The organism is Candidatus Brevundimonas colombiensis, assembly GCA_029202665.1.
In the GTDB taxonomy this organism is placed as follows: Bacteria; Pseudomonadota; Alphaproteobacteria; order Caulobacterales; family Caulobacteraceae; genus Brevundimonas; species Brevundimonas colombiensis.
The window spans coordinates 3,205,537-3,229,699 of record CP119326.1 but is presented as its reverse complement, the minus strand read 5'-3'; the positions used below and the strand labels follow the sequence as shown (position 1 = coordinate 3,229,699).

Sequence of the window (24,163 nt, the reverse complement as noted above, 5' to 3'; positions counted from 1 at the left end):
ATGGGATTGGACAGATTGCCGGAAAGGCGACGTCACATGACCGCTTGACTCCATTTCTACCTAGGTAGATTTATGGTCGCGTTTCCACGTTCGGGCGCGCGGAATCGGGCGAGCCTTCGCAAAGTTGACGAGGTCGCACGACACGGAGTCAGAATGCGTCACCTTGCCTTACCTCGTATCCGCCAACGCTGGCTTGTCATCCTCGGCGTCATTGCGTTCGCCTGGCTCGGCCACTTGGGATGGAAGGAACTGACGAATCCGTGGGGCGCGCAGAAGGTGTCGTTCACAAGGGCGGATGAGGACTGCGGCGCGTCCGGACCGCTTCGGTATTGCGTATATCGGGCCGCCAATGGCGCAAACGGCGATGTGCTTTATCACCTGCACGGCCGCGGGTTGGATGAGCGGGTCTGGAACGATGACACCTATCTTACCGCCATGTTGCAGGCGCAGTGGGAGGCGACCGGCGTTACGCCGCCGACCGTGGTCACGCTGTCTTACGGTCCCACATGGCTCCTGACGCCGGCGGGTGAGCGCGAGAACAGCGGTCTGCTGCCAGACCTGATGGGAAGATTGCCGGAGATCGAGAGCCATATTGGAACGCCGCGTCGACGTATGCTGGCGGGCGAGTCCATGGGCGGCCTCAATGCACTGATCGCCGGGCTCTCCAACCCACAGGCCTTTGACCGGATTGCAGCCCTTTGTCCCGGCGTCTACGCGGTTTCGCCTTTTGCCTCACTGTCGGCGAGCAGAGCCGCCATCAAGCGGACCGGCGCAAACCCGAAAATGGCGTTCGGGGTCTGGCTCCTCGCCCGAAAATACCTCGCGAGCGAGGAAGAATGGCGGCGCGTGTCTCCACTCGCGCTCATAGAGCGCGCCGACTCCGCATCGCCAGCGCTCTACCTGTCCAATGGTCTGTATGACGCCTACGGAAATTACGAAGGCACGCGGCTTCTCGCCGAACGGGCGACCCGCCGGGGCGTCAGGACGGAATGGCATCCTCTATACGGCGGTCACTGCGCCACCGACATCAAATCGCTGGCCGCGTTCCTCACGTCCTGAGCGACTTACTGTCCAAGACCGTCGTCGCCCTGCCCGACCTTCGCCCATCCCGCCCGCGTACCAGACAGGTTTGTGGCGAGGCTGGAAAATGCGCCTGGCCGTCACTCGTCCGCAAGCGCCGAGGCGGCGACCGCCTTCAGGGTCAGGCCAGGCGCGGCTTGGAAAACCAAGTCGTCGACCCCGAAATATTTCTGCTGGTTGGTCGCGCACCAGTCGGTGGTGACAATGCGGATCGGATCGCGTCGGGAGGCGGAGCCTGAGGCGTAGAGGAAGTCGCCGGTGCGGGCGCTCAGGGCCAAGGGGTGGTCCTGGTTCGATCTGGTCATGAAGGTTTCGAACCGGGCGCGGGTCACCTCGGCCGTCATCAGGGCGCCGTCGAAGCGGACGATGGAATCGAAGACGTAGCGGTTGACGGGCCCGGCGGGGGCGGCGGCGCCCAGGGTGGTGTGGCCGACAAAGCCGGCGTGCGCGCCCGTCGCGCGAGCCATGCCAGAGGCAATGATGCGGCCCGTGTCGCCCAAGGACATCGCCCGGCGGCTGGTCCACAGTATCGCCCGTTCGTCGGGCGTCAGCGTGTCGGCCAGCGTCTTGGCCGCCAAGGCCGCCAGGACGGGGGAGGCGGGGCCGTCTGTCGAAACCGGATGAGAGGCGGCGGTCACGGAACCCCCCGCTTCGAATTCCGCGACCGTATAGGCGCTGGTGAACGAACCCGTATGCACATAGGCGCTGGCGCCCTGCCGGTGCTGGAACAACAGGTGATCGTGACCGCCGACCATCAGCGCGCCGGCCGGCAGCAGCGGTAGAATGTCCCGGTCCGCGACAACCCCCGCATGGCTCATGACCATGACCTTGTCCGCACCCGAAAGACTGTCCGACAGGTTCGCCCGCGCCCAGTCGGCGGCCGCCGGGATCAGGAGTTGATCGCGCGATGCCTTGGGATAGGTATTCATCGAATCGGTGGCCATGCCGACGACCCGCAGCCGATGGGCGCCGAACGGCAGCGTAGCCACGGGCTGGGCATAGCCGACGCCGGTGCGGGTGTCGGCGATGGTGCTGACGACGTGGATTCCCAAAGCCTTCATCCGGGCCACGACATCGGCCAGGTCAGGCGTCAGGTCATTGTCGTGATTGCCCAGGTTCACCACTGTCGGCGCCAGGGCGGGCAGGGCCGCCAGAAATGTCCAGTCCACCACGCCGTCCGAACGCTGGGCGACGACATTACCATGCTCGAAGATGTCGCCGTTGACGGCGATCACATGGGGAACGGGGTGAGACCGGATCTCGTGTTCGAAGGCCGCCAACAGCTGGGCGGTTCGCTCATAGGCGGAGTGCAGATCCGACACAGCCAACACCCGGCCGATGACCGCCTGAGACTTCATGGCCGTCAACCCGGGCGTCATGGCCGCTGCGGCCGCGAACTGAAGAAGCCGACGACGAGAAGGCGCGATGAGGGCCATGCTTGCTCCAGGTGATGTCCGGAAAGGCGCGGAGCAGCGCTCACGCACGCACCTAGTTTCGCATCGCAAGAGACGTGACGCAATGCGGTGAGGGCGCGGGAAAGCAAATTGTCACAGGGCTGTGGCCGCGTCGTCAAAGGTTCAAGAAACCGGGCATGGTCGCCTCTGGCGATTAAGATGGCGAAGCTTTAGGGCGTCGCGCGACACGTCCTCCCCCCTGTCGTCAAGGAATCTTCTTTATGCTTCGCCAAGCCCTTTTGGCCGCCACCGTCAGCGGCGTCGCTCTGCTGAGCGCCGGCGCCGTTTCAGCGCAAACCGCCCAGACCGTTCCCGCCGCCGCCGAATCCACCGGCGTGGACGACATCGTGGTCACCGCCCAGCGCCGCAGCGAGAACATCCGCGACGTGCCTTTCGCCGTCACCGCGCTGAGCACCCAGACGCTGCAGGAGGTTTCGGCCGGCGGCGCCGACATCCTGTCGCTGTCGGGCCGCGTGCCCAGCCTGCAGGTGGAAAGCTCGAACGGCCGCTATGCTCCGCGCTTCTATATTCGCGGGCTGGGCAATGTGGACTTCGATTTCACCGCCTCGCAGCCGGTGTCGGTGGTGCTGGACAATGTGGTTCTGGAAAGCGTCTATCTGAAGGGCTTCCCCCTGTTCGACGTTCAGCAGTTGGAAGTGCTGCGGGGACCGCAGGGCACGCTGTTCGGCCGCAACACCCCGGCCGGCGTGGTCAAGATCGACACCGTCAAGCCGTCGGACGCGTTCACCGGCTTCGGCTCGCTGACCTACGGCAATCTGGGTTCGACGCGCGCCGAGGCCGCCGTCACCCTGCCGGCGTCGGACACGCTTCAGGTTCGCGGCGCCATTCTGTGGAACCACCGCGACGACTGGGTGAACAACGCCTACAATCCGTCGTTCGCCAATCCCGACAAGGATGATCTGGGCGGGTTCGACGATCTGGCCGCGCGCGTCCACGTCGCCTGGACCCCGACCGATCGCCTTTCGACCCTGCTGACCCTGCAGGCGCGCGACTATGACGGCACGGGCACGATGAACCGCGCCAACGCCCTGACCAAGGGCTCCAACAAGCTGAACGACAACTTCGACCGCGACACCGTCTATTACGACGGCGGCCGCAACAACTTCCAGAAGCAGAAGACCACGTCCGAGTCGCTGCAGGTCGCCTATGACTTCGGTCCCGCGACCCTGACCGGCATCGTCGGTTCGTATCAGGGCTGGTCGCAGGGCGATGGCGACATCGACGGCGGCGTGGCCTCGGCCCCGACGACAGCGTCGTACAAGACGCCGTTCAACTCCGAGAGCGGCACCCTGTCCAGCGACCTGCGGCAGAACACCTATGAACTGCGCCTGGCCTCCAACGGCGACGGCCGGCTGGGCTGGCAGGTCGGCGCCTTCTACTGGGATGAACGCTTCAACCTGGTGACCGGCACCTTCAACGGCATCGGCGATCCGCTGCCGACCAAGGCCACCGACATCGTGCAGAAGTCGGATTCGTGGTCGGTGTTCGGTCAAGGCAGCTACAAGGTGACGGACGCCCTGAAGGTGACGGCGGGCGTGCGCTACACCGACGACAACCGCCACTATAACGGCCAGATTGTTCTGGGGAATGGCGCGGGCGGCACGGGCGCCGTCTCGGTCGACGACCAGCAGGTCAGTTGGGACGTCAGCGCCGTCTATCAGGTCAATGACGACCTGAACCTGTTCGCCCGCGTGGCCAAGGGGTATCGCGGCCCGTCGATCCAGGGCCGCAACCTGCCGGTCCTGACCACGGCGGATTCCGAGACGGTCATGTCGTATGAGGCCGGCCTGAAGGCCCGGATGATGGACGGTCGGGCGCGCTTCAACGCCACCGCCTATGTCTATGAAGTCAGCGATATGCAGTTCACCGCCATCGGCGGGGCGGACAACACCAATCGCCTGCTGAACGCCAAGAAGGGCGAGGGCCATGGCCTGGAACTGGACGGCGACGTCTATCTGGGGGCGGGCTTCAGCCTGTCGGCCGGCGGTTCCTGGAACCACACCGAAATCAAGGACAAGAATCTGCTGGTCGCGGTGTGCGGCTCCAACTGCACCGTCACCGATCCGATCGTCATGGTGGGCGCGACCCGCCGCGCCGCCATCGACGGCAACCCCTTCCCGCAGGCGCCGGAATACACCGCCAATCTGACGCTGAACTATGTCCGCGCGCTGGGGAACGACACGGAACTGTTCGCCTCCACGGACTGGGTGATGCAGAAGGACTTCAACCTGTTCCTCTATGAATCGGTCGAATTCATGGAGGATACGGCGTTCGAAGGCGGCTTGCGCGCAGGCTGGCGTGATCTGAGCCGCGGCATCGAGGCGGCCGCCTATGTCCGCAACCTGACCGACGAAGAAAACGTCATCGGGGCTATCGACTTCAACAACCTGACCGCCTTCGTCAACGAACCGCGCACCTACGGCGTGCAGCTGACCAAGCGGTTCTGAGGTCGAAACCAAGTTGAATACCCAAAGGAAAGCCGCCCTGTTCTCAGGGCGGCTTTTCTCTGCGGGCCGCCTATTGCAGCGCCCATCTCAGCGCGACGCCGATGGTGCGGGGACGCAAGGGCGTGACGGCCTGGGCGTCGGGCAGGCGGAAGGGGTCGCTGTAGGCGAAGGTGTTGGCGTCGGTGTCGAACAGATTGTCCACGAAGACCGTGGCGACCCAGGGGCCTGCCTCCACGCCCAGCGACAGCCTGCCGGTGGCGTAATCGCCCATGCGGTGCTGCTGGCGGCCATCGAACGTCAGGCGGGACTCGCCGACATAGGACAGACCGCCGTCCGCGATCAGTTGCAACTGACCCGACATAGGGCGGCGATAGGTGAAGCCGATGTTGGCCGAGGTCTTGGGCACGCCAGGCAGGCCCGCGCCTTTCTGGGTGGCGAACCGGCTGGCGGGATCGGTGATGCGGGGATCGGCGATCAGACCGTTGGCGAAGACCTCCAGCCCGTCGATCGGCCGCCAGTTCGCCTCGGCCTCGAAACCGACGTCGGCGCCGTCTCCGACATTGACCACATAGGCCAGGCCGCTGGGCAGGAACTGATCGCTCTGCACGTCGCGCCATCGCGCGGCGTAGACGGCGGCGCGCAGTCGGGCGCGGCCGTCGGCGGAGCGGACCTTGGCGTTGAACTCCAGGTTCCACAGCGAGTCCGGGCGGTATTGGCGCGCAGGTGAATCCGCCAGGCCGCTGAAGTCCTGACCAATGACGCCCGCAGTATTGAAGCCGCCCGCGCGTCGGCCGTGGCTGAGTTGAGCCGACAGGTTCAGCCGGTCATTGGGATGCCAGGCCAGGGCGATCTTGGGCGTCAGGCCGGACGACGAGCCTTTGCCATCGAAGTTCCGCGTCCGCGTCCGCTGACGCACCTTGGAGGTGGTGTCGTAGTCCAGTGTGTAATAGCGGGCCCCGGCGGTCAGGGTCAGTGTCGGGGTCAGGTCCCAAGCGGTTTCGCCGTAGATGGCCGACTCTTGCAGGATGTCGCGGCGGGTTTCCGCGTAGAGTGTCAGGGGTTCGGCGCGCAGGATCGACAGCACAGGATCGGTGCGCGTCGTGCTGGTGGAGGCCAGGGCGCCGACCAGCCAGCGCCAGCGCCCTGTGTCGGGCGAGGTGAGCACCATCTCGCCCACGGCCAGATGGATGTCCTTGTCCTCGTCCAAAGCTCCCACACGGGCAGACGAGCCGAAGCGCCGCAGGGCGCTGGAGGCGTCGTAACGGCTTTTGAATCCGTGTTCGATCAAGGACAACGCGGCGTCCAGCCGGCCCCAAGTCCCGCGCCCTTCGAGCGAAAGCGACGCCTGATCGAAGCGATTTTGGTGAGGTTCGCGCACCAGATTGGCGCGCCGCAGAGGACCAAGGCCGAGATAGACGTAGTGGGTGTCCTCGGTCATGATCGACTGGTGGACGACGCCTGCGCGCGCGGTCCAACCCGTCGCCAGGGCCACGGCCCCCGACAGGCGCGCGCCCCGACGTGTGCCGTCGTTGACGCGGCGCAGGTTCAGTTCGACGTCGTTGATATAGCCGCTGAAGGTCTCGCCATAGACCGCCGCGCGGATCGCCGCGCGGTCGCCCGGCAGCGGCAGATTGACGACGACATTGTAGTCGGCGTTCGTTCCGCCGCCGTGGGTGTTGGAGCGGGTCAGGCCGACGACCAGATCCTCGCGGCCGAACTCGGGCCGGCGGGTGACGATCCGCACGACGCCCCCGATGGGGCCGGTGCCGTACAGCGTTCCTTGAGGGCCGCGCAGCACCTCGACCCGGTCGACATCGATCAGCTTCAGGTCCGGGTCGGGCGCGCTGTAGGTGATGGGCGTCAGATCAAGATAAAGGCCGACCGTCGATTGGGTCAGGCCGGTGAAGACCCCGTCCGAAATGCCGCGCAGCAGGATCTTGTTTCGGCCGGGACCCAGGTTCGTCACCGTCATGCCCGAGACCAGGCTGTCCAGACCCTGCATTCCCGTGACGCTGGACCGGCCGATGCGATCGCCGGTGACGGCGGTCAGGGTCGAGGGGGAACGCTGGATCAACTCGGGGCGGCGGGCGGCGGTGACGACCACCTCGCTGACCTGAACCGTTTCGGTCGCTGCGGCAGGACGAGGCGCAGGCAAGGGCGCAGGCGGGGAAGACGGCGGGGCCGACGCGGGAGCGACCCGGGGCGCCGAACTGATGATCACCGCCCCATCCGGCCGGATCAGATACCGGCAGCCAGAACCAGCCAGGATGCGATCCAACGCCGCGTCCAGGGTCATGCGCCCGCGCAGCGCCGGGCTGGTTCCCCTGCAGGCCGCGACCCCGCCGCCCAGAGACACCCGGGCCTGCAACGCCAGATCCAGAAGGGCGCGGTCCACCGGCTGGCGCGGCACATATAGCTCAAAGACGTGCGGCTCCGCAGCCCAGGCCGGGGCGGCGAGGGCGGCGGTCGCGGCGAGCGCGAGGGTGGCGTTCAGTACGGCGGCGCGTGACCGGGACAGGCCGAGGTTTCGAGGCCGCCCGGCCTCAGCCGGCCTCACGCGCATCGACGCGGACAGCGTTCGCCGAGGCGTCGACCCGAATGGGAAGGAAGTCCTGCAGTTGCTGCAACATCACGGCCTCGTCGCCAATACGCAGGGCGCCCGTGAAGCGCAGCGCCCGAGCCGATGTCGATAGCACAACCGGTTTGTCGAGATAACGCGAAAGATCGTCTGCGACTTCACCCAGCGGGCGATCGCGATAAACCAGCACGCCCTGGCGCCAGGCGGAGGCGCGTTCAGGCGCGACCTGGGCCAAGGCCGGGGTCTGCTGCGCCGTCTGGGTCAAAGCCTGTCCGGCGGTCAGTCGCACCCTGGGCGCCTTGGCCGGGGTGACGGCGACGACGCCGCGTTCGACCGCCACGGCGAAGTGGTCGCCGTGGTTCAGCACATTGAAGGCGGTGCCCAGAACCTCGATCTGATGAGCGCCGGCCGCAACCACGAAGGGGTGGGCGGGGTCATGGGTCACGTCGAAAGCGGCCTCGCCCTCGGCCAGCGACACCGCGCGGCGGTTTCTGTCGAAACGCACGTCAAGGCGTGAATGGCGGTTCAGATAGACGTGCGAGCCGTCCTCCAGCGCCACCGTCAGCGGCGCTTCGGCGGCGGCATAGGTCTGGCCGTTCGGCGTCATCCACAGCCACAGGCCGACCGCCAGGGTGACGCTGGCGGCGATGCCAAGGCCGGCGCCCAACCAGGCACGCCGGGGCTGGGCGCGCCGGTCGCGCGCGGCGGTCAGATCGATCAGGGGAGCGGGCTGGGGCGCGACGACCGGCGTCGCATCGGCGGCGTCCAGATCGACCCACAGTCGCTCGACCGCGTCAAAGGCCGGGGCGTGTGCGGGCGACGCCTCCAGCCAGGACTGGAAGCCGAGCCAGATGTCGTCGCCGGCCGTTTCGTCGCGCAGGGCGACGAACCAGTACAGCGCCTTTTCGTCGATCTCGGTGTTCGCCGTCATGCCATTCCAGACGGGATCAACGTGGAGAGACGCCATCCCTGATAGTCAGACGTCACGGCGAATGCGCCGCCTCCACAGTTTCGTTCGGCGACGGGCGAAAGGGCGGTCATGGCTGCGCCTTTCGGGCCAGGACGCGCAGGGCGTCCATCATGTGTTTCTCGACCGAGCTGCGTGAAATATCGAGCCGGCTGGCGATGTCGGCGTAGCTGACGCCGTCGAACTTGTGCAGCCGGAAGATGGTGCGGGTCTTGGGGGGCAGGGTGTCCAGCGCAGCGACCAGCCTGGCCAGCCGTTCGCGCGACGCCACCACGGTCTCGGCGGACGGGGCGTCGTCCACATCCTCGACCGCGCCGGTCTGGTGGTTGATCTGGCGCCAGGCGCTGTCGCGTGCGGCGGCGCGCTGGCCCGAGCGCCAGCGGTCCAGCATCAGGTTGGAGAGCAGGCGAAACAGGAAGGCGCGTGGATTGTCGACCGGCGTGTCGGCGGGCAGGGCCGACACCTTCAGATAGAGATCTTGCAACAGATCATCGACATCGCCCGAGGCGCCGCCCAGCCGCGCGCGGCAGAAGCGGGCCAGATCCTGTCGCTGTTCCAGATACGCGGCGATCAGGGGATGCGCGGCGGGCGCGGTCAAACAGGCGAAATCCTTTGGCGCGTCCCGGAATGGCACGTCGATCCTCCATGCCGCGACGATTTTCCTGAGGCAAGGGCGGATCGGCGACGTCTCTATAACGAAGACGTCGCCGTGCGGCGGCGAACAGGGTTTCGATGCGCGCGTATCCAGCACACGGCAGAGCGACGGCGCTGGTCCTTCCGGTCGGCTAGGGGGGGGCGTCATGTTCGATATCTGGCGTTCCGGCTTCATCCGCCGCCCCCTGTCCAGCGTCGTCGATCGTCCTCCAACCGCCGACGAGGTGACGTGGTTGCCCGATTGCGGGCCCTACGCCTATGTCGCCGATCCTTTCGGCGTGACACGCGACGGGGTGTTGACCCTCTTTGTCGAGGCGTTCGACTACCACGCGCGGCGCGGCGAGATTCATTATCGCCAGTACGACATCGACGACAGGTTGATCGGGCAGGGCGTGGCCTTGGCCGAGCCTTGGCACCTGTCCTATCCGACCCTGATCCAGGACGGCGATGACCTCTATATGCTGCCCGAGGGCTACAAGAGCGGCGGCCTGATCCTGTATCGCTGCGTGCGGTTCCCCGACCAGTGGGAGCCGGCGGCGCGCCTGGGCGATATGGCCGCCATCGACGCGACCGTCGTGCGCCACGACGGCCTCTGGTGGATGTTCCACGCCCTGGCGGGACCGGACGATCGGGCGATGCGCGAGATGCATCTCGCCTGGGCCGAGCATCTGACGGGGCCGTGGACCGCTCATTCCGCCAATCCGGTGATGGACGGTCTGGACGTCTCGCGGCCTGGCGGGACGGCCTTCGTTCACGACGGAGCGCTGCATCTTCCGGTCCAGGATTGCACAGCGACCTATGGAGCGGCGATCAATCTGCTGCGAATCGAAACCCTGACGCCGGACGCCTTTTCGGCGATCCGGGTGAAACGGTTTGAGCCGGGCGATCTGCTGGCCGGGTTCGGCGATGGGCTGCACACCTTGTCCGGCCACGGCGACGTGACCTTCATCGACGTTAAGGGCGTCCGCCATTCGGCCATCGAGCCCTGGCTGAAGGCCGGGTTCAAGGCGCGACGTCTGCTGGGGCTGAACGGGCCGCGCGGTCGTCGCGCGACCGGACCGGCCGTTCATGCGAAACTCTTTGCAGCCGACGCCGTTCGCAAGGAAGGTTGAGGCCATGCGAATCGCCGTCGTTCTGCCCCGTGGCTCCACCTATTGCCCAGATAAGGCCAATTCGATGGAGACGGTGGTCCGCACCCTGTCGACGCATAGCCGTCTGCAGGGGGGCGTGACCTTGATCGCCGATGCGGGCGCTGTCGCGCCGACCGATGTCAGGATGCTGACCGTGCCGGCGGGACTGGGCCGCAAGGCGCGCAATGCAGCGGTGGCCGAAATCCTGCGGACCCTGTCGCCCGACATCATCGAATATCACCAGCAGTTGAAGTCGTCTTCGGAACTGGCGCGCGATTTTCCGAACGCGATCAATGTCCTGTATCGCCACACCCGTATCAAGCCGGCGCGCAATCCGATCGCGGCCTGGCGTTACGGCCGTCGTCTGGCGCGTTTCGACCGTCTGGTGTTCGTCAGCCAGGCGGCGGGTGAAGAGTTCGCGGCCGATTATCCGCGTTTGGCCGGACGGGTCTCGGCGGTATGCAATCCGATCGCCGTCGATGACTGGCGCGCCCCGCCGCAAGACCGCGAGACGCTGATCCTGTTTTCGGGGCGCGCCATGCACGACAAGGGGCTGGATCTGTTCTGCGCCGCCCTGGCCCAGACGCTGGACAGGCATCCCGACTGGCGCGGCGCGCTGATGCTGGGCGACTGGGACAAGCATCGGAACTGGGCCGAGCCGTACGTCCGCGCTCTGGACCGGTTCGGCGACCGGGTGGAAATCCAAAAGTCGGCGTCCTTGGCCGAGGTGAAGGCGGTCACACGCCGCGCCGCCATCGCGGTGGTTCCCTCGCGGGTGCGCGAGGCGCTGGGCCTGTCGGCGCTGGAGGCCCATGCGGCGGGCGCGGCCCTGATATCCTCCGGTCGGGGCGGACTGCGCGAGGCCAGCGGCGATCATGCCTTGTATGTCGAGGTCGATGACGCCGCGCCCCTGGCCGCCGCGATGGAACGGCTGGTGGCCAATCCCGCCGAGCGGCTGGCCCTGGCGATAAGCGGTCAGGACTATGTGGCGCGAGTGCATTCGCCGGCGGCGCGGGCGGCCGAGCTGGACGCCTTGCGCCATGCGCTGGCGGATCGGACGGCGAACCGACCGGGTCCGGTGAAACCTGATCGTTCGGGCCTGGTTCAGGGCGACGGGTCGCCCACCCCGTTGCAGGGCTAGGTTCGGATCAGGCTGTCATAGACGTGGGTGACGGCCTCGAAGTCGACCCGCGTCGGGCGATCGCCCAAGGGAGCCGGGGCGAAGTCGACGGCGGTCAGGCCGGCTGCGACGGGATCGTCGATCTTGTCGGTGTTCCAGCCCAGCAACAGGCGTCCGCCGGGGCGTAGAACGGCGGCCAGGGCGGCCAGGGCGTTTGCCTGCTGCTCTGGGGTGTCCACGCCGTAGCCCAGCACGCCATTGCAGACGACGGCGTCGAACGTCAGGTCCGAAAACAGCTGATCGGCCTGACACACGTCGCCGGTGCGGTGACGCCCCGGTCGACCCCAGCGCGTCGCGCCCGTATCGATGTCGGTGGTCCAGACCTCGGCGCCAAGCGCCTCCAGAGCGGCATAGTCGTCCAGCGTATATTCGCGGCAGCCGACCCAAAGGATGCGCCCGCCCTCGGCGGCCAGGGCGGGAACGTAGCTGTCGGCCATCACCTGACGGTCGGGCAGAGCGCGAATGCGCGTCGCCTTGGCGGATCGACGCGCGCGCGCCCCGCCTTCGCCCAGCACCAAGGCCACGAAGGCCGCAACCAAGCCCATGTTTCGTTCCCCGTCTTCCCCAGACCATTCCTACCGGGATGCGCCGTATCTGCCAATCGCCGCTCGCTTGACGATGGACGGTCATTTTGTCGCTTGGGCTTTCGCCACAGGTCGCCAACCCGTATCGACAGCGAATGCTGCAAGACGCTCCTCCCCCAATCGTCGCGCCAGCGGCTCTGCCGGACATCGTCGTGACCGCCGCCCGGCTGCCCCCAGCGGCGGCGGATGCGGCCTTTTCAGTGGTGCGGATCGATCAGGCCGTATTGTCCCGCTCGGCGCGGATCGACGAGGCCCTGCGCTCCGTCCCGGCGGTGTCGCTGTTTCGCCGGACCACCAGTCTGGCGGCCAATCCGACGACCCAGGGGCTGTCGCTGAGAGCCATCGCGCCATCGGGCGCGGGACGGACGCTGGTGCTGCTGGACGGCGCGCCGCTGAACGATCCGTTCGGGGGCTGGGTGATCTGGTCCCAGGTCGCGCCGGAATCGCTGGACAGTCTGGATGTGGTGCGCGGCGCCGGATCCGGGCCTTATGGGGCCGGCGCCCTGACAGGGACCATCACCCTGCGCGAACGCAGCCAGGGAGCGGTGCTGGACGTTTCAGCGGCGGAAAGGGGCGGGGGGCGCGCGGCAGGTTCGGCCTCGACGCGGCTGGGGCCTATTGCGGTGACGGTCAGCGGACTGCGCGAGGTCAGCGACGGCTATGTCCCCGTTCGCGGGCCGGCGGCCGGGGCGGCGGACGCGCCGCTGGATCTGGACAGCCGGGCCGCCGCCGTGCGGATCGACGGCGCTCTGGGCCGGACCAATCTGTCGATGCGGGCCGCGACCTGGGAAGAGGATCGCGGTTCGGGCCTTTTGGGCGCGCGCGCCAACGCCAGCGGCCACAGCCTCAGCGTCGCCGTCGCCCAGGCCCCGACGGCCGACGGATACGGCTGGCGTCTGCAGGCGTGGCGGATCGACAGCGACCTGGCCAACAGTTCCGTCTCGGTGTCCGCCGATCGGTCCAAGACCACGCCCGCCAACGATCAGTACAAGACCCCGGCGACCGGATGGGGCCTGAACGCCGCCCTGCGTCGACGCGTGGCGGACTTCGCCGGCGGCCGGCTGGAGTGGGAGGTCGGCGCCGATGCGCGCTTCAACGAAGGCCAGACGAACGAGTTCTTCAGCAATCCGACCGGCGCGGGCTTTGCGCGCGGGCGCCGGGCCGGAGGCGAAACCTCAGTCGGCGGCGCCTATGTCGATGGATCGTGGACCGGCGGCGATTGGCTGGTCGCGGGCGGTCTTCGCCTGGACCAGTGGCGGAACACGGGCGGATTCCGCAACGAATACACGCTGGCGACCGGCGCGATGCTGCTGGACGAGACCGACCCTGATCGGTCCGGCGAGGTGGTCAGCGCGCGTCTGGCCGCGCGGCGGGATCTGGGCGGGGGCTATGCGGCGCGCGCGGCGGCCTATTCCGGCTTCCGGCCCGCGACGCTGAACGAACTGCATCGGCCGTTCCGGGTCGGCAACGACATCACCGAGGCCAACGCCGCCCTGGCGCCGGAAACCTTGAAGGGCATCGAGACGGGCCTGGCGTTCGACCGCGACGGCGTGCGCTGGGGCGCGACCGTCTTCTGGAATCAGATCGACGACGCCATCGTCAACGTCACTCTCGGCGCGGGGCCCGCGACCTTTCCTCGCGCGGGCTTCGTGCCGGCGGGCGGGGTGCTGCGCCAGCGCCAGAACGCGGGGACCATTGACGCCTGGGGTGTGGAACTGACCGGAGCGATGGATCTGACGCCCGCGCTGTCGCTGAACGGCGCCGTGTCGTGGACGGACGCGACGGTGGACGGCGGGGCGTCGGCGCCGCAACTGACGGGCCTTCGTCCCGCCCAGGCGCCGGAGTGGAGCGCGACGGCCGGCCTGGACTGGCGCCTGTCCAGCGCCCTGACCCTGGCCCTGGCCGCACGCTACGAATCGCGCCGCTTCGACGACGACCTGAACAGCCGCACCCTGGCCGGCGCCGTGACGCTGGATGCGCGCGTCGAATGGGCGCTGGATTCGCGCACCACCCTGTGGCTGGCGGCGGACAATCTGTTCGACAAGGACGTGGAGGTTTCCCAGACCGGGAACGGCGTCGAGGGCTATGGTCCGCCGCGCACCGCCAGCATCGGCCTGCGATTGACCTATTGAACGGGATCGTTCGCGCGCGGATTGCACCGAGGGGCCACGCGCCTTAGGCTTTCAGGGAACGCGAGGCATGATGTTGGAAGTCCGATCCCTGTCGAACGAATGCCTGCAGCGACGCCAGAGCGCGGTGTGCGACACCTGCGGCGCGCGCCCCTTCAGCGTCTGCGCCAGCCTGAAACCCGAGGACATGGCCGTTCTGGACTCCATCGCCGAACAGCTGTCGGTGCAGGCGGATGGGGTTTTGGCGCGGGAGGGCGATCCGGCGAACAGTGTGTTCAACATCACCTCCGGTTCGGTGCGCCTGTATAAGCTGTTGGCCGATGGGCGGCGCCAGATCATCGGCTTCCTGTTCGCCGGCGACTTCATCGGTCTGGCGGCGGGCGAGGAATACGGCTTTTCGGCCGAGGCGATCGAGCCGACGACCGCGTGCCGGTTCCGAAAGACCGACTATCAGGCGGCGGTCCGGTCACGCCCGGCGCTGGAGGCGGCGCTGCTGGATCGGGCGATGCATGAACTGGCGGCGGCCCAGAAGCAGATGCTGCTTCTGGGCCGCAAGACGGCCCGGGAGCGTCTGGCCTCCTTCCTGCTGGAGCTGCCGGGGCGCGATCCCATCCGGCCGTCACGCGACAACCGGGTGCGCCTGCCCATGACGCGGGCCGAAATGGCCGATTATCTGGGCCTGACGATCGAGACGGTCAGCCGCGAGCTGACCAAGCTGAAGAACGCCCAGATCATTCAGGCCCTGTCGCTGCACGAGATCGAGGTGGAACGCCCGGATCGTCTGCAGGAACTGGCCGACGGCGAGGCCTAGGCGGCGTTCCGTTTGGCCGACGCCAGGCGGACCCGACCGTCGGCGTCCAGACCCTCGATGCGGATCGTGCGGGGGCACAGGGCCATCGGCGGGGCGCGGTGGCTGATCAGGATCAGACCCTGACCGCGTTCGGCCAGCCGCGCCTCAAGCGCAGTCAGGACACGGGCCTCGGTCGCGGCGTCCAGCCCCTCGGTCGGCTCGTCCAGCACCAGCCAGGGCGCGTCGCGCAGATAGGCGCGGGCCAGGTTCAGCCGGCGGCGTTCGCCGCCCGACAACTGCTCTCCGTTCGATCCCACGAGGGCGTCCAGACCCAGCGCTTCGGCGCGGATGCGCTGGCCCAGACCGGCGTCGTCTAGGGCGCGCCACATCGCGGTGTCGTCGGTGGAACCTGCCAGAGCCAGATTCTCGCGAACCGATCCGTTCAGCAGCCGCACGTCCTGAGCGGCATAGGCGAACAGGGCGCGGCGATCACGGGGCGCGATGTCGGCGATGTCGACGCCGCCGATCCGCAACTCGCCGTTCAACGCAGGGCGCAGGCCGATCAGTCGCTCGACCAAGGTGGTCTTGCCGACGCCGGACGGGCCGGTCAGGCCGAGGCGAGCAGGCGGCGACAGGGGATCGCCCGCGTCGATCAGGGCGATGGCGTCGCCCTGCGGCGCGAGGGTCGGCGCCAGAGCTTCAACGGGCAGCACCGCATCCAGCCGTGACAGGGCCTGGGCGGCGGCGCCGTTCTGATGCAGGGCGGCGACCAGGCCGCCGGCGGCCTCGATCCCCATGATGGCGGCGAGCGCGGCCAGGGCCGTCAGCGGCAGGGCGGCGCCGGCGCTGGCCGGCACGACCAGAACGACGGCGAGGGCGACCGCAATCGCTTGCCAGGCGGCCATCCAGCCGGCGGCCTGGGTCAGGGCGATCTGGGCCTGGTCGTGATCGGCTGCTGCGCACGCCGCCTGTTCCGCAGCCCAGCCCTCCAGCCCGTAGGCCTTCAGTTCGGGCGTGACGGCCTCCAGCGCGGCCAGGCGATCCTTCAACGCTCCCACGGAGACTTGGGCCGCGCGTCCCGCCGGCTCGGCCAGACGACGCGCGATCAGGACGCCGCCGACGCAGGCGACAGCCATGGCCAGCAACAGGGCCAGACCCGCCCAGGGCGTCGCCAGACTGGCCAGAATGATGGCGGCGGCGGCCCCGGCGCCCAGGCTGATGGGGACGGAGCGGCGCACGAACAGGGTCTGGACCGCGTCCACATCCTGCACCAGGCGGGCCGACATTTCACCGGACGACAGGCTCAGCGCCGCGTCGGGCGGACCATCGGCGATGGCGCGGAACAGTTGCGGACGCAGCCTGGCCAGCGCCTTCAGCGCCGCCTCGTGCCCCGCCACCCGCTCAACGTACCGGCCGCCCGTGCGCAGGATGGCCAACAGACGGATGATGGCGCTGGGCATCATGTAGTTGAAGCTCTGGGCCGCCGCCGCGCCCGCCGCCCCGGCGAAGGCGGCCCCAGTGATGAACCAGCCCGACAGGCCCAACAGGCAGACGGCCGAAACGGTGACCACCGCCCCGGCGGCGGCGGCCAGCCGCAGCCGCGCGCGCTGTTCCAGCGTCTGGGCCGCGATCAGGTCCCGGATCCGCATCCGCCGGTTCACAGCCGCACCACGCGGTCGGCCAGGGCCGCGACGGCCGCCGAATGGGTCGCGATCAGGGTGGTGCGCCCGCGCGCCGCCTTGGCGATGACGGCGATCATGGCCTGCTCCGAGATGGGGTCGAGATTGGCCGTGGGTTCGTCCAGCAGAAGGATGGGCGCCCGTTTCAAAAGGGCGCGAGCCAAGCCCAGACGACGACGTTCGCCGCCCGACAGACCGCCGCCGCGCTCGTCGATGCGGCGGTTCAGGTCGCCCGACAGACCCGCTGTGCGCGCGGCCATCGTCACCCGGCCGGGGCAACTGGCGGGATCGGCCAGGGCGATGTTGCAGGCCAGATCGCCCGGCACGACGATGGGCTGCTGGCTGGCCCAGGCGATGCGCCCGGCGACGTCGCCGTCGATGCTCAGCCGGGCCGCGCCGATCTCGACCTCGCCGTCGGTCAGGGGCGCAAGGCCAAGCAGCAGGTGCAGCAGGCTGGACTTGCCCGCGCCGCTGGCGCCCATCAGGGCGACGATCTGTCCGGGCGCGACATCGAGATCGAAGTTGCGAACGACTGGCGCGCGGCCGTCGTAGGCGATGGCGACGTCCCGGAAACGGATGGCGGGTGCCAGGTCGCCGAGCGCCGCGTGCGAACGCCGTATCGACGGCGGCGTGACCAGCGACGGCGCGGCGGCCTCGGCGGCTTGCCGGTCGTGATAGGCGGCGGCCAGGCGGCGCAGCGGCTGATAGACTTCGGGCGCCAGGGCCAGGACAAAGAAGGCGCGCGGCAGGTCCAGGGTTTCCGGCACGGGGACGGGCAGCAGCCGCAGCAGGTTGAACCCGCAATAGACCGCGATCAGGGCGACCGACAGGGCCGAAAAGAACTCCAGGACGCCTGATGATAGGAAGGCGATACGCATCACCCGCGCGGTACGGCGTTCCAGCTCGTCGGCCGCCTTGGCGATCCGATCAGTGGTCGGCGCCACGGCGTCGAAAGCCAGGATCGCCGGAAGCGTGCGGATGCGGTCGACGAAGAGGCCCGACAGCCGCTCCAGCGCCTGGAATTGGCGCCGGCTTTCGCCCGCCGCCGCCGTGCCGGCCAGGGCCATGCCGACGATGAAGGGAAACAGGGTGAACAGAAGCACGCCCGCCGCGACAGGGCTGGCGACGGCCGCCGCCGCGATCAGCAGCAGGGGCGACAGACCGGCGGCCAGACGTAGAGGCGCAAACCGGGCGAAATAGCCGTCCAGGGCGCTCACGCCCTCGACCAGAGCGGTCAGACGGTCGTGGGACCGCACGCCCCGCCCGAACAGATCGGCCAGCAGCTGGCCGCGCACCTGGGTCTTGACCGCCCGGCCCAGCCGCGCGCCGACGACGACGGCGACCTGGCCGATCAGGGCGCGCACGACCAGGCTGAACGCCGCCAGGGCCAGCCAGGGCGCGGCGGCGGCCAGACCGGCGTCGAAGTTGGAAATGGCCAGCGCCAGACCGGCGGCGAAGCCGATGGCGGGCCCGACGTCCGCTACGGTCAACAGGCCGGCCAGCGTCGCCAGCCTGCGCCAGGGCCGACCGGCGCTCTTCAGCCAGGCGGCCGGCGCAACGGCATCGGGCGATAGGGCGGTCATCGGCGAACTCCAGCACGTCCGGGCGCGCGACGCCTTTGGACAAAACGCCGTTGGGCGGAATGTCCAAGGACGAACCGTCCAATAGGATGGCGTGTATGCGGCCGCTTTGATCGAGATCAAGGCGACCAGCCGGGCGTGCTTCTAGGGCCATCCAAACGCCGGCGACCGGACTGGCGTGACGGAGCAAAGCCATGATCGACCTCGCGGTCGTCGACCTGTCCCGGCTGCAGTTTGCGCTGACGGCCCTTTATCACTTCCTTTTCGTGCCCCTTACCCTGGGGCTGTCATTCATGCTGGTCATCATGGAGTCGATCTATGTGATGACCCGCCGGCCCATCTGGCGGACCATCACCCGCTTCTGGGGGGTGCTGTTCGGCATCAACTTCGCCCTGGGCGTCGCGACCGGCCTGACCATGGAATTCCAGTTCGGCATGAACTGGAGCTACTACAGCCATTATGTCGGCGACATCTTCGGCGCGCCGCTGGCCATCGAAGGTCTGATGGCCTTCTTCCTGGAGGCGACCTTTGTCGGGTTGATGTTCTTCGGCTGGGATAAGCTGAAGCCACACACCCACCTGTTCGTAACCTTCATGGTCGCGCTGGGCACCAATCTGTCGGCCCTGTGGATCCTGATCGCCAACGGCTGGATGCAGAACCCGGTCGGCGCCGCCTTCAATCCCGACTCCATGCGGATGGAGGTGACGGACTTCATGGCCGTGCTGTTCAACCCGGTGGCCCAGGCCAAGTTCGTTCACACCGTCAGCGCGGGTTACGTCTGCGCCTCGGTCTTCGTGCTGGGCATTTCGGCCTTCTATCTGCTGCGGGGCAAGCACGTCGGTTTCGCCAAGCGTTCGATGACGGTGGCTTCGGCCTTCGGCCTGGCGGCGTCGCTGTCCGCTGTCGTGCTGGGCGACCAGTCCGGCTATGCCCTGACCGATAACCAGAAGATGAAGCTCGCCGCCCTGGAGGCCATGTGGCACACCGAACCCGCGCCGGCTGGTCTGACGCTGATCGGCATTCCCTCCATGAAGGACCGCCAGACTCACTTCGGTGTCCATGTGCCGTGGGTGATGGGGCTGATCGCCACCCGCACCATCGACAAGCCGGTCGAAGGCATCTTCGAACTGGTCGCCACGGCTGAGGACCGCATCGAATCCGGCGTCATCGCCTACGACGCCCTGGAGAAGGTCAAGGCCAACCCGGCCGATCCCGTCGCGCGCGGCGTGTTTGAGACCCATCGCCGCGATCTGGGATATGGCCTGCTGCTGAAACGCCATGTCGCCGATCCGCGTCAGGCCACGCCTGAACTGATCAAACAGACGGCCTGGGAGACCGTGCCGAACGTGCCGGCCCTGTTCTGGAGCTTCCGCATCATGGCCGGCGTCGGGATGTTCCTGATCGCCATGTTCGCTACGGCCTTCGTGCTGTGCACCCTGCGTAAACACCAGACCAAATGGTTCCTGCGCCTGGCCGTCTTGGCCCTCCCCCTGCCGTGGATCGCCATCGAGTTCGGTTGGATACTAGCCGAGTTCGGTCGCCAGCCCTGGGCGGTGGAAGGGGTGCTGCCCACCTTCCTGGGCGCCTCGTCCCTGACCGTGCCGCAACTGTGGGCCACCATCGTCGGCTTCACCCTGCTGTATGGCGCGCTTGCGGTGGTCGAGGTGCGGCTGATGCTGTTCGCCATCAAGAAGGGGCCGTTCCACGAACAGGAGATGTTCGGCGAACCCAATCCCGAAGCGCCGGCCAAGCGCGTCACCGCGCCCGCCGTGGCCTGACCCAGACCCTTTAAGGATATCCGACAATGGATCTTCCCCTCGACTTCGCCACGCTACGCCTGATCTGGTGGGGGCTGCTGGGCGTGCTTCTTATCGCCTTCGCCCTGACCGATGGTTTCGACCTAGGCGTCGGCGCCCTTCTGCCCTTCGTCGCCAAGACCGACGAGGAGCGCCGCATGGTGATCAACACCGTCGGCGCCACCTGGGAAGGCAACCAGGTGTGGTTCATCGTAGGCGGGGCGGCGATCTTCGCCGCCTGGCCCTTCGTCTACGCCGTCAGTTTCTCCGGCTTCTATCTGGCCATGTTCCTGGTTCTGTCCGCGCTGATCCTGCGGCCCGTCTCGTTCAAGTATCGGTCGAAACGGCCTTCGGCTAAGTGGCGGTCCATGTGGGACTGGGGTCTGTTCATCGGCAGCTTCGTGCCGGCTCTGGTTTTCGGCGTGGCGGTCGGCAATGTCCTGCTTGGCGCGCCCTTCCATCTGGATAGCGATCTGCGCGCCTTCTATGACGGCAATCTGCTGGGCCTGTTCACGCCGTTCAGCCTGATCGCCGGTCTGCTGTCAGTGGCCATGCTGGTTCTGCACGGGGCGTCCTGGCTGTCGGTCAAGGCTGAACAGGGAGCGGTTCTGGATCGCGCTCGCCGCTTCGGCACGATCGCGGGTATCGCGGCCCTGGTGCTGTTCGCGGCTGGCGGCCTGTATGTCGCCTATGGCGGTCTCGGCTACCGGATCACCGGCGCGCTGGACGTCAATGGCTTCTCCAACCCGCTGCGGACGACGGTCGAGGCTGCGCCGGGCGCCTGGCTGGACAACTATGGCCGCTATCCCTGGATGCTGATCGCGCCGGTTCTGGGCTTCCTGGGTTCTGCGGTGGCGCTGGTTGGAATGTGGCGTCGTTCGGCGGCGCTGGCGTTCGGTGGATCGTCGCTGTCGGCCGTTGGCATCATCTCAACTGTCGGCCTGTCGATGTTCCCCTTCATCCTGCCCAGCTCGGTGGATCCCCAGTCCAGCCTGACGGTGTGGAATTCGTCCTCCAGCCACCTGACCCTGTTCATCATGTTGATCGTGACGGGCGTCTTCCTGCCGTTCGTGCTGCTCTACACCGCCTGGGTCTACCGGGTGTTGTGGGGTCGGACATCGACCGCTGCGCTCAAAACCAACCCTGACCTGTACTGAGCCATAGGAGCCAAAGACGATGTGGTATTTCTCCTGGATTCTGGGGCTTGGCCTGGCCGTCGGTTTCGGCGTGCTGAACGGGCTGTGGCACGAGTTTCATCTGTTCGACGAAGGCGACGCCGGGCTTTCCACGCCCGATGCATCGAAAGAGGGCGATGTCCCTCTCTAGTCCGGTCGCGCCATCGTCAGCGCCGGCGTCGTCCGCCGATCTGATCGCGCGCTACGACGCCAATGCGCCGCGCTACACCTCCTATCCGACGGCGGCGCAGTTCACGCCCGCCGTCGGGGCCGGGCAGTGGGGCGACTGGCTGGCCCGCGCGCCGCTGGATCAGGCGGTGTCGCTGTACCTGCATATCCCCTTCTGCAAGCGGCTGTGCTGGTATTGCGGATGCAACACCCGGGCGGTGAACCGCGAAGGCGTCATCGCCAGCTACGTCGATCTGCTGCTTCGCGAAGCCGATCTGGTGCTGGAGCGGATCGGGCGGCCGGTTCGGGTCGGCTCGATCCATCTGGGCGGGGGCACGCCCAATATGCTGGCGCCCGCCGACCTGGAACGACTGTTCGCCGGCCTGGCCTCTCGTTTCGACCTGGGCGACTGTTTCGAGATCGCCGCCGAACTGGACCCCGAGGTGCTGACGCCGGAATGGGTCGAGGCGGCGGGGCGGATCGGCCTGAGCCGGGCCAGCCTGGGGGTTCAGGACCTGTCGCCGGACGTGCAGGCGGCGGTCAACCGGCCCGAACGGTTCGAGACCATCCGCTGGGCGGCCGAGGCGCTGCGGGCGCAGGGTCTGGTCTCGCTGAACCTGGACCTGATGTATGGGCTGCCGCGCCAGACGGCCGAGAATGTCGTCACCACCCTGGGGCTGGTCACGACCCTGCGGCCCGAGCGGATCGCCCTGTTCGGCTATGCCCATGTGCCGTGGATGAAGCCGCATCAGAAGCTGATCAAGGACGCCGAACTGCCCGACGCGCCGCTGCGCTTCCTGCAGAGCCAGGCGGCGGCGCGCTATCTGACCGGCAAGGGATGGGCGCCGATCGGCCTGGATCATTTCGCCCTGCCGCACGACGGGCTGGCAGCGGCGCAACGCGCCGGTCGACTGCGACGCAACTTCCAGGGCTACACCACCGACCCGGCGACGGTTCTGATCGGCCTGGGCGTCTCGTCGATCAGCCGAACGCCTGACGGCTATGTCCAGAACCTGTCTCTGGAGCGGGACTGGCGAGCGGCCGTGTCTGCGGGCGATCTTCCGGCGGCGCGGGGCGTGGCCCTGAGCGCGCAGGATGTCTTCGTGGGCGCGATCATCGAACGGCTGATGTGCGACTTCGCTGTCGATGTCGCCGAAATCGCCGCGCGCCACGATCATCCGGTCGACAGCGTTGCTCACGCCTGGACCCTGCTGGAGCGGTTCGCCGATGACGGGCTGATCGATATCGAGGGGCAGCGGTTAAGCGTCACCGCGCTGGGCAGACCCTTCGTCCGCGCCGTCTGCGCCGCCTTCGATCCCGCCGCCGTTGCTGCGGTCGCCAACCGGCATGCGCGGGTCGTCTGACGCCCGGATCGGAGCGGACGTGACGGCCTTTCGGCGCGCATCGTGCGCTCGACTGGGGATTTTGTCGGTATCCGAGGCAAAAACCGCCTTTCGGCGCTGGTGCGGGCGGTCGCAGGCGCGCTAATCGCTTGGGAGGCCAATCTCAGGCCGCTACCCCGAACGACGAGCCAGTCATGTCCGAAGAATTCTACCGCATGAAGCGGTTGCCGCCCTATGTCATCGCCGAGACCAATGCGATGCGAGCGGCGGCACGCGCAGCGGGCGAGGACGTGATCGATCTTGGCATGGGCAACCCGGACCTGCCGCCGCCCCAGCACGTGATCGACAAGCTGATCGAGGTGGCGAGGAAGCCCGACGCCCACGGCTATTCGCAGTCCAAGGGCATTCCGGGCCTGCGCCGCGCCCAGGCCAATTATTACGGCCGTCGTTTCGGCGTCGACGTCGATCCCGAGACCGAGGTGATCGTCACCATGGGCTCGAAGGAAGGTCTGGCCAGCCTGGCCACCGCGATCACCGAGCCGGGCGACGTGATCCTGGCACCCAATCCGTCCTATCCAATCCACACCTTCGGCTTCATCATCGCGGGCGCGGCGATCCGCAGCGTGCCGACCACGCCGGACGAGAAGTATTTCGAGGCGTTGGAGCGGGCGATGGCCTTCACCGTGCCGCGCCCCAAGATCCTGGTGATGAACTATCCGTCCAACCCGACGGCCGAGACGGTCGATCTGGCCTTCTATGAACGCGTCGTGGACTTCGCCAAGGCCAACGACCTGTGGATCATCAGCGACCTGGCCTATTCGGAGCTGTATTACGACGGCAAACCGACGGTCTCGATCCTGCAGGTTCCCGGCGCCAAGGACGTGGCGATCGAGTTCACCTCCCTGTCCAAGACCTATAGCATGGCGGGCTGGCGCATCGGGTTCGCGGTCGGCAACAAGAAGCTGATCGCGGCCATGTCGCGGGTGAAGTCCTATCTGGACTATGGCGCCTTCACGCCGATCCAGGCGGCGGCCTGCGCCGCGCTGAACGGGCCGCAGGACATCGTCGACAAGAACCGCGAACTGTACCACCGCCGTCGTGACGTGCTGGTCGACAGTTTCGGGCGCGCCGGGTGGGATATTCCCAAGCCTGCGGCCTCCATGTTCGCCTGGGCGCCGCTGCCCCCGGCGCTGAAGCATCTGGGCAGCCTGGAATTCTCCAAACAGCTTCTGACCCACGCCAAGGTCGCGGTGGCGGCGGGCGTCGGCTATGGCGAGAATGGCGAGGGCTTTGTCCGGATCGCCATGGTCGAGAACGAGCAGCGCATCCGTCAGGCCGCGCGCAACGTGAAAGCCTATCTGAAATCGCAGGGCGTCAATGTGCCGCCCAGCCGGGAAGACTGATCCGC

General features: G+C 67.6%; 18 protein-coding genes. 11 read left to right on the top strand and 7 right to left on the bottom strand.

The features are described 5' to 3' along the window. The first annotated feature begins 153 nt into the window (after window positions 1–153). On the top strand, window positions 154–1,059 hold the full coding sequence (locus P0Y50_15780; GenBank protein ID WEK39973.1) for an alpha/beta hydrolase-fold protein: 906 nt from the start codon (window positions 154–156) through the stop codon (window positions 1,057–1,059). Window positions 1,060–1,160: 101 nt separating this feature from the next. Here the strand turns inward: P0Y50_15780 and P0Y50_15775 are convergent, their stop codons facing one another. After that, window positions 1,161–2,516 (bottom strand): metallophosphoesterase, encoded by a 1,356-nt coding sequence (locus tag P0Y50_15775; GenBank protein ID WEK39972.1) that lies wholly within the window; start codon window positions 2,514–2,516, stop codon window positions 1,161–1,163. 239 nt (window positions 2,517–2,755) lie between these two features. Here P0Y50_15775 and P0Y50_15770 point away from each other — a divergent pair, with 239 nt between their 5' ends. Further along, entirely contained in the window at window positions 2,756–5,002 is a 2,247-nt protein-coding gene (locus P0Y50_15770) for a TonB-dependent receptor (protein ID WEK39971.1), read from the top strand. Between the two features lie 70 nt (window positions 5,003–5,072). On the opposite strand, the gene P0Y50_15765 is transcribed toward P0Y50_15770, so the two are convergent. The 3 genes from P0Y50_15765 to P0Y50_15755 all read right to left on the bottom strand — a co-directional run bounded on the left by P0Y50_15765 (window position 5,073) and on the right by P0Y50_15755 (window position 9,145). Beyond that, window positions 5,073–7,565 (bottom strand): TonB-dependent receptor, encoded by a 2,493-nt coding sequence (locus P0Y50_15765; protein WEK39970.1) that lies wholly within the window; start codon window positions 7,563–7,565, stop codon window positions 5,073–5,075. Further along, on the bottom strand, window positions 7,546–8,547 hold the full coding sequence (locus P0Y50_15760; protein ID WEK39969.1) for a FecR domain-containing protein: 1,002 nt from the start codon (window positions 8,545–8,547) through the stop codon (window positions 7,546–7,548). Before P0Y50_15760 ends, P0Y50_15765 begins: the two co-directional genes overlap by 20 nt. A gap of 70 nt (window positions 8,548–8,617) precedes the next feature. Then, complete coding sequence (locus P0Y50_15755) at window positions 8,618–9,145, bottom strand: RNA polymerase sigma factor (protein WEK39968.1); 528 nt, start codon at window positions 9,143–9,145, stop codon at window positions 8,618–8,620. A 202-nt stretch (window positions 9,146–9,347) separates the two neighbouring features. On the opposite strand from P0Y50_15755, the gene P0Y50_15750 reads away from it, so the two are divergent. Both P0Y50_15750 and P0Y50_15745 read left to right on the top strand, forming a co-directional pair. Next, window positions 9,348–10,313: a hypothetical protein gene (locus P0Y50_15750; protein WEK39967.1), complete on the top strand. Its 966-nt coding sequence runs from the start codon at window positions 9,348–9,350 to the stop codon at window positions 10,311–10,313. Between the two features lie 4 nt (window positions 10,314–10,317). After that, the gene (locus P0Y50_15745) at window positions 10,318–11,472 is read left to right on the top strand and encodes a glycosyltransferase family 4 protein (protein WEK39966.1); all 1,155 of its coding nucleotides are present in this window, start codon (window positions 10,318–10,320) and stop codon (window positions 11,470–11,472) included. On the opposite strand, the gene P0Y50_15740 is transcribed toward P0Y50_15745, so the two are convergent. Further along, window positions 11,469–12,056: a methyltransferase domain-containing protein gene (locus tag P0Y50_15740; GenBank protein WEK39965.1), complete on the bottom strand. Its 588-nt coding sequence runs from the start codon at window positions 12,054–12,056 to the stop codon at window positions 11,469–11,471. The two genes, P0Y50_15745 and P0Y50_15740, sit on opposite strands and share 4 nt — an antisense overlap. A 134-nt stretch (window positions 12,057–12,190) precedes the next feature. On the opposite strand from P0Y50_15740, the gene P0Y50_15735 reads away from it, so the two are divergent. Then, the gene (locus P0Y50_15735; protein ID WEK39964.1) at window positions 12,191–14,227 is read left to right on the top strand and encodes a TonB-dependent receptor; all 2,037 of its coding nucleotides are present in this window, start codon (window positions 12,191–12,193) and stop codon (window positions 14,225–14,227) included. A 67-nt stretch (window positions 14,228–14,294) separates the two neighbouring features. After that, entirely contained in the window at window positions 14,295–15,035 is a 741-nt protein-coding gene (locus P0Y50_15730) for a helix-turn-helix domain-containing protein (protein WEK39963.1), read from the top strand. Here the strand turns inward: P0Y50_15730 and P0Y50_15725 are convergent. Together P0Y50_15725 and cydD are read right to left on the bottom strand one after the other, a co-directional pair. After that, window positions 15,032–16,663 carry an ATP-binding cassette domain-containing protein gene (locus P0Y50_15725; protein ID WEK39962.1) on the bottom strand — a complete coding sequence of 544 codons (1,632 nt, stop codon included), beginning with the start codon at window positions 16,661–16,663 and terminating at the stop codon, window positions 15,032–15,034. The two genes, P0Y50_15730 and P0Y50_15725, sit on opposite strands and share 4 nt — an antisense overlap. Before the next feature lie 8 nt (window positions 16,664–16,671). Continuing rightward, window positions 16,672–18,276 (bottom strand): thiol reductant ABC exporter subunit CydD, encoded by a 1,605-nt coding sequence (gene cydD / locus P0Y50_15720; protein WEK39961.1) that lies wholly within the window; start codon window positions 18,274–18,276, stop codon window positions 16,672–16,674. A gap of 194 nt (window positions 18,277–18,470) precedes the next feature. Here cydD and P0Y50_15715 point away from each other — a divergent pair, with 194 nt between their 5' ends. The 5 genes from P0Y50_15715 to P0Y50_15695 all read left to right on the top strand — a co-directional run bounded on the left by P0Y50_15715 (window position 18,471) and on the right by P0Y50_15695 (window position 24,158). Further along, on the top strand, window positions 18,471–20,051 hold the full coding sequence (locus tag P0Y50_15715) for a cytochrome ubiquinol oxidase subunit I (GenBank protein ID WEK41592.1): 1,581 nt from the start codon (window positions 18,471–18,473) through the stop codon (window positions 20,049–20,051). Between the two features lie 26 nt (window positions 20,052–20,077). Then, window positions 20,078–21,226 carry a cytochrome d ubiquinol oxidase subunit II gene (gene cydB, locus P0Y50_15710; protein ID WEK39960.1) on the top strand — a complete coding sequence of 383 codons (1,149 nt, stop codon included), beginning with the start codon at window positions 20,078–20,080 and terminating at the stop codon, window positions 21,224–21,226. 19 nt (window positions 21,227–21,245) lie between these two features. After that, window positions 21,246–21,395: a cytochrome bd-I oxidase subunit CydX gene (gene cydX / locus P0Y50_15705; GenBank protein WEK39959.1), complete on the top strand. Its 150-nt coding sequence runs from the start codon at window positions 21,246–21,248 to the stop codon at window positions 21,393–21,395. Beyond that, complete coding sequence (gene hemN, locus P0Y50_15700) at window positions 21,382–22,776, top strand: oxygen-independent coproporphyrinogen III oxidase (GenBank protein ID WEK39958.1); 1,395 nt, start codon at window positions 21,382–21,384, stop codon at window positions 22,774–22,776. Before cydX ends, hemN begins: the two co-directional genes overlap by 14 nt. A gap of 173 nt (window positions 22,777–22,949) precedes the next feature. Next, entirely contained in the window at window positions 22,950–24,158 is a 1,209-nt protein-coding gene (locus P0Y50_15695; protein ID WEK39957.1) for an LL-diaminopimelate aminotransferase, read from the top strand. Window positions 24,159–24,163 lie beyond the last annotated feature (5 nt).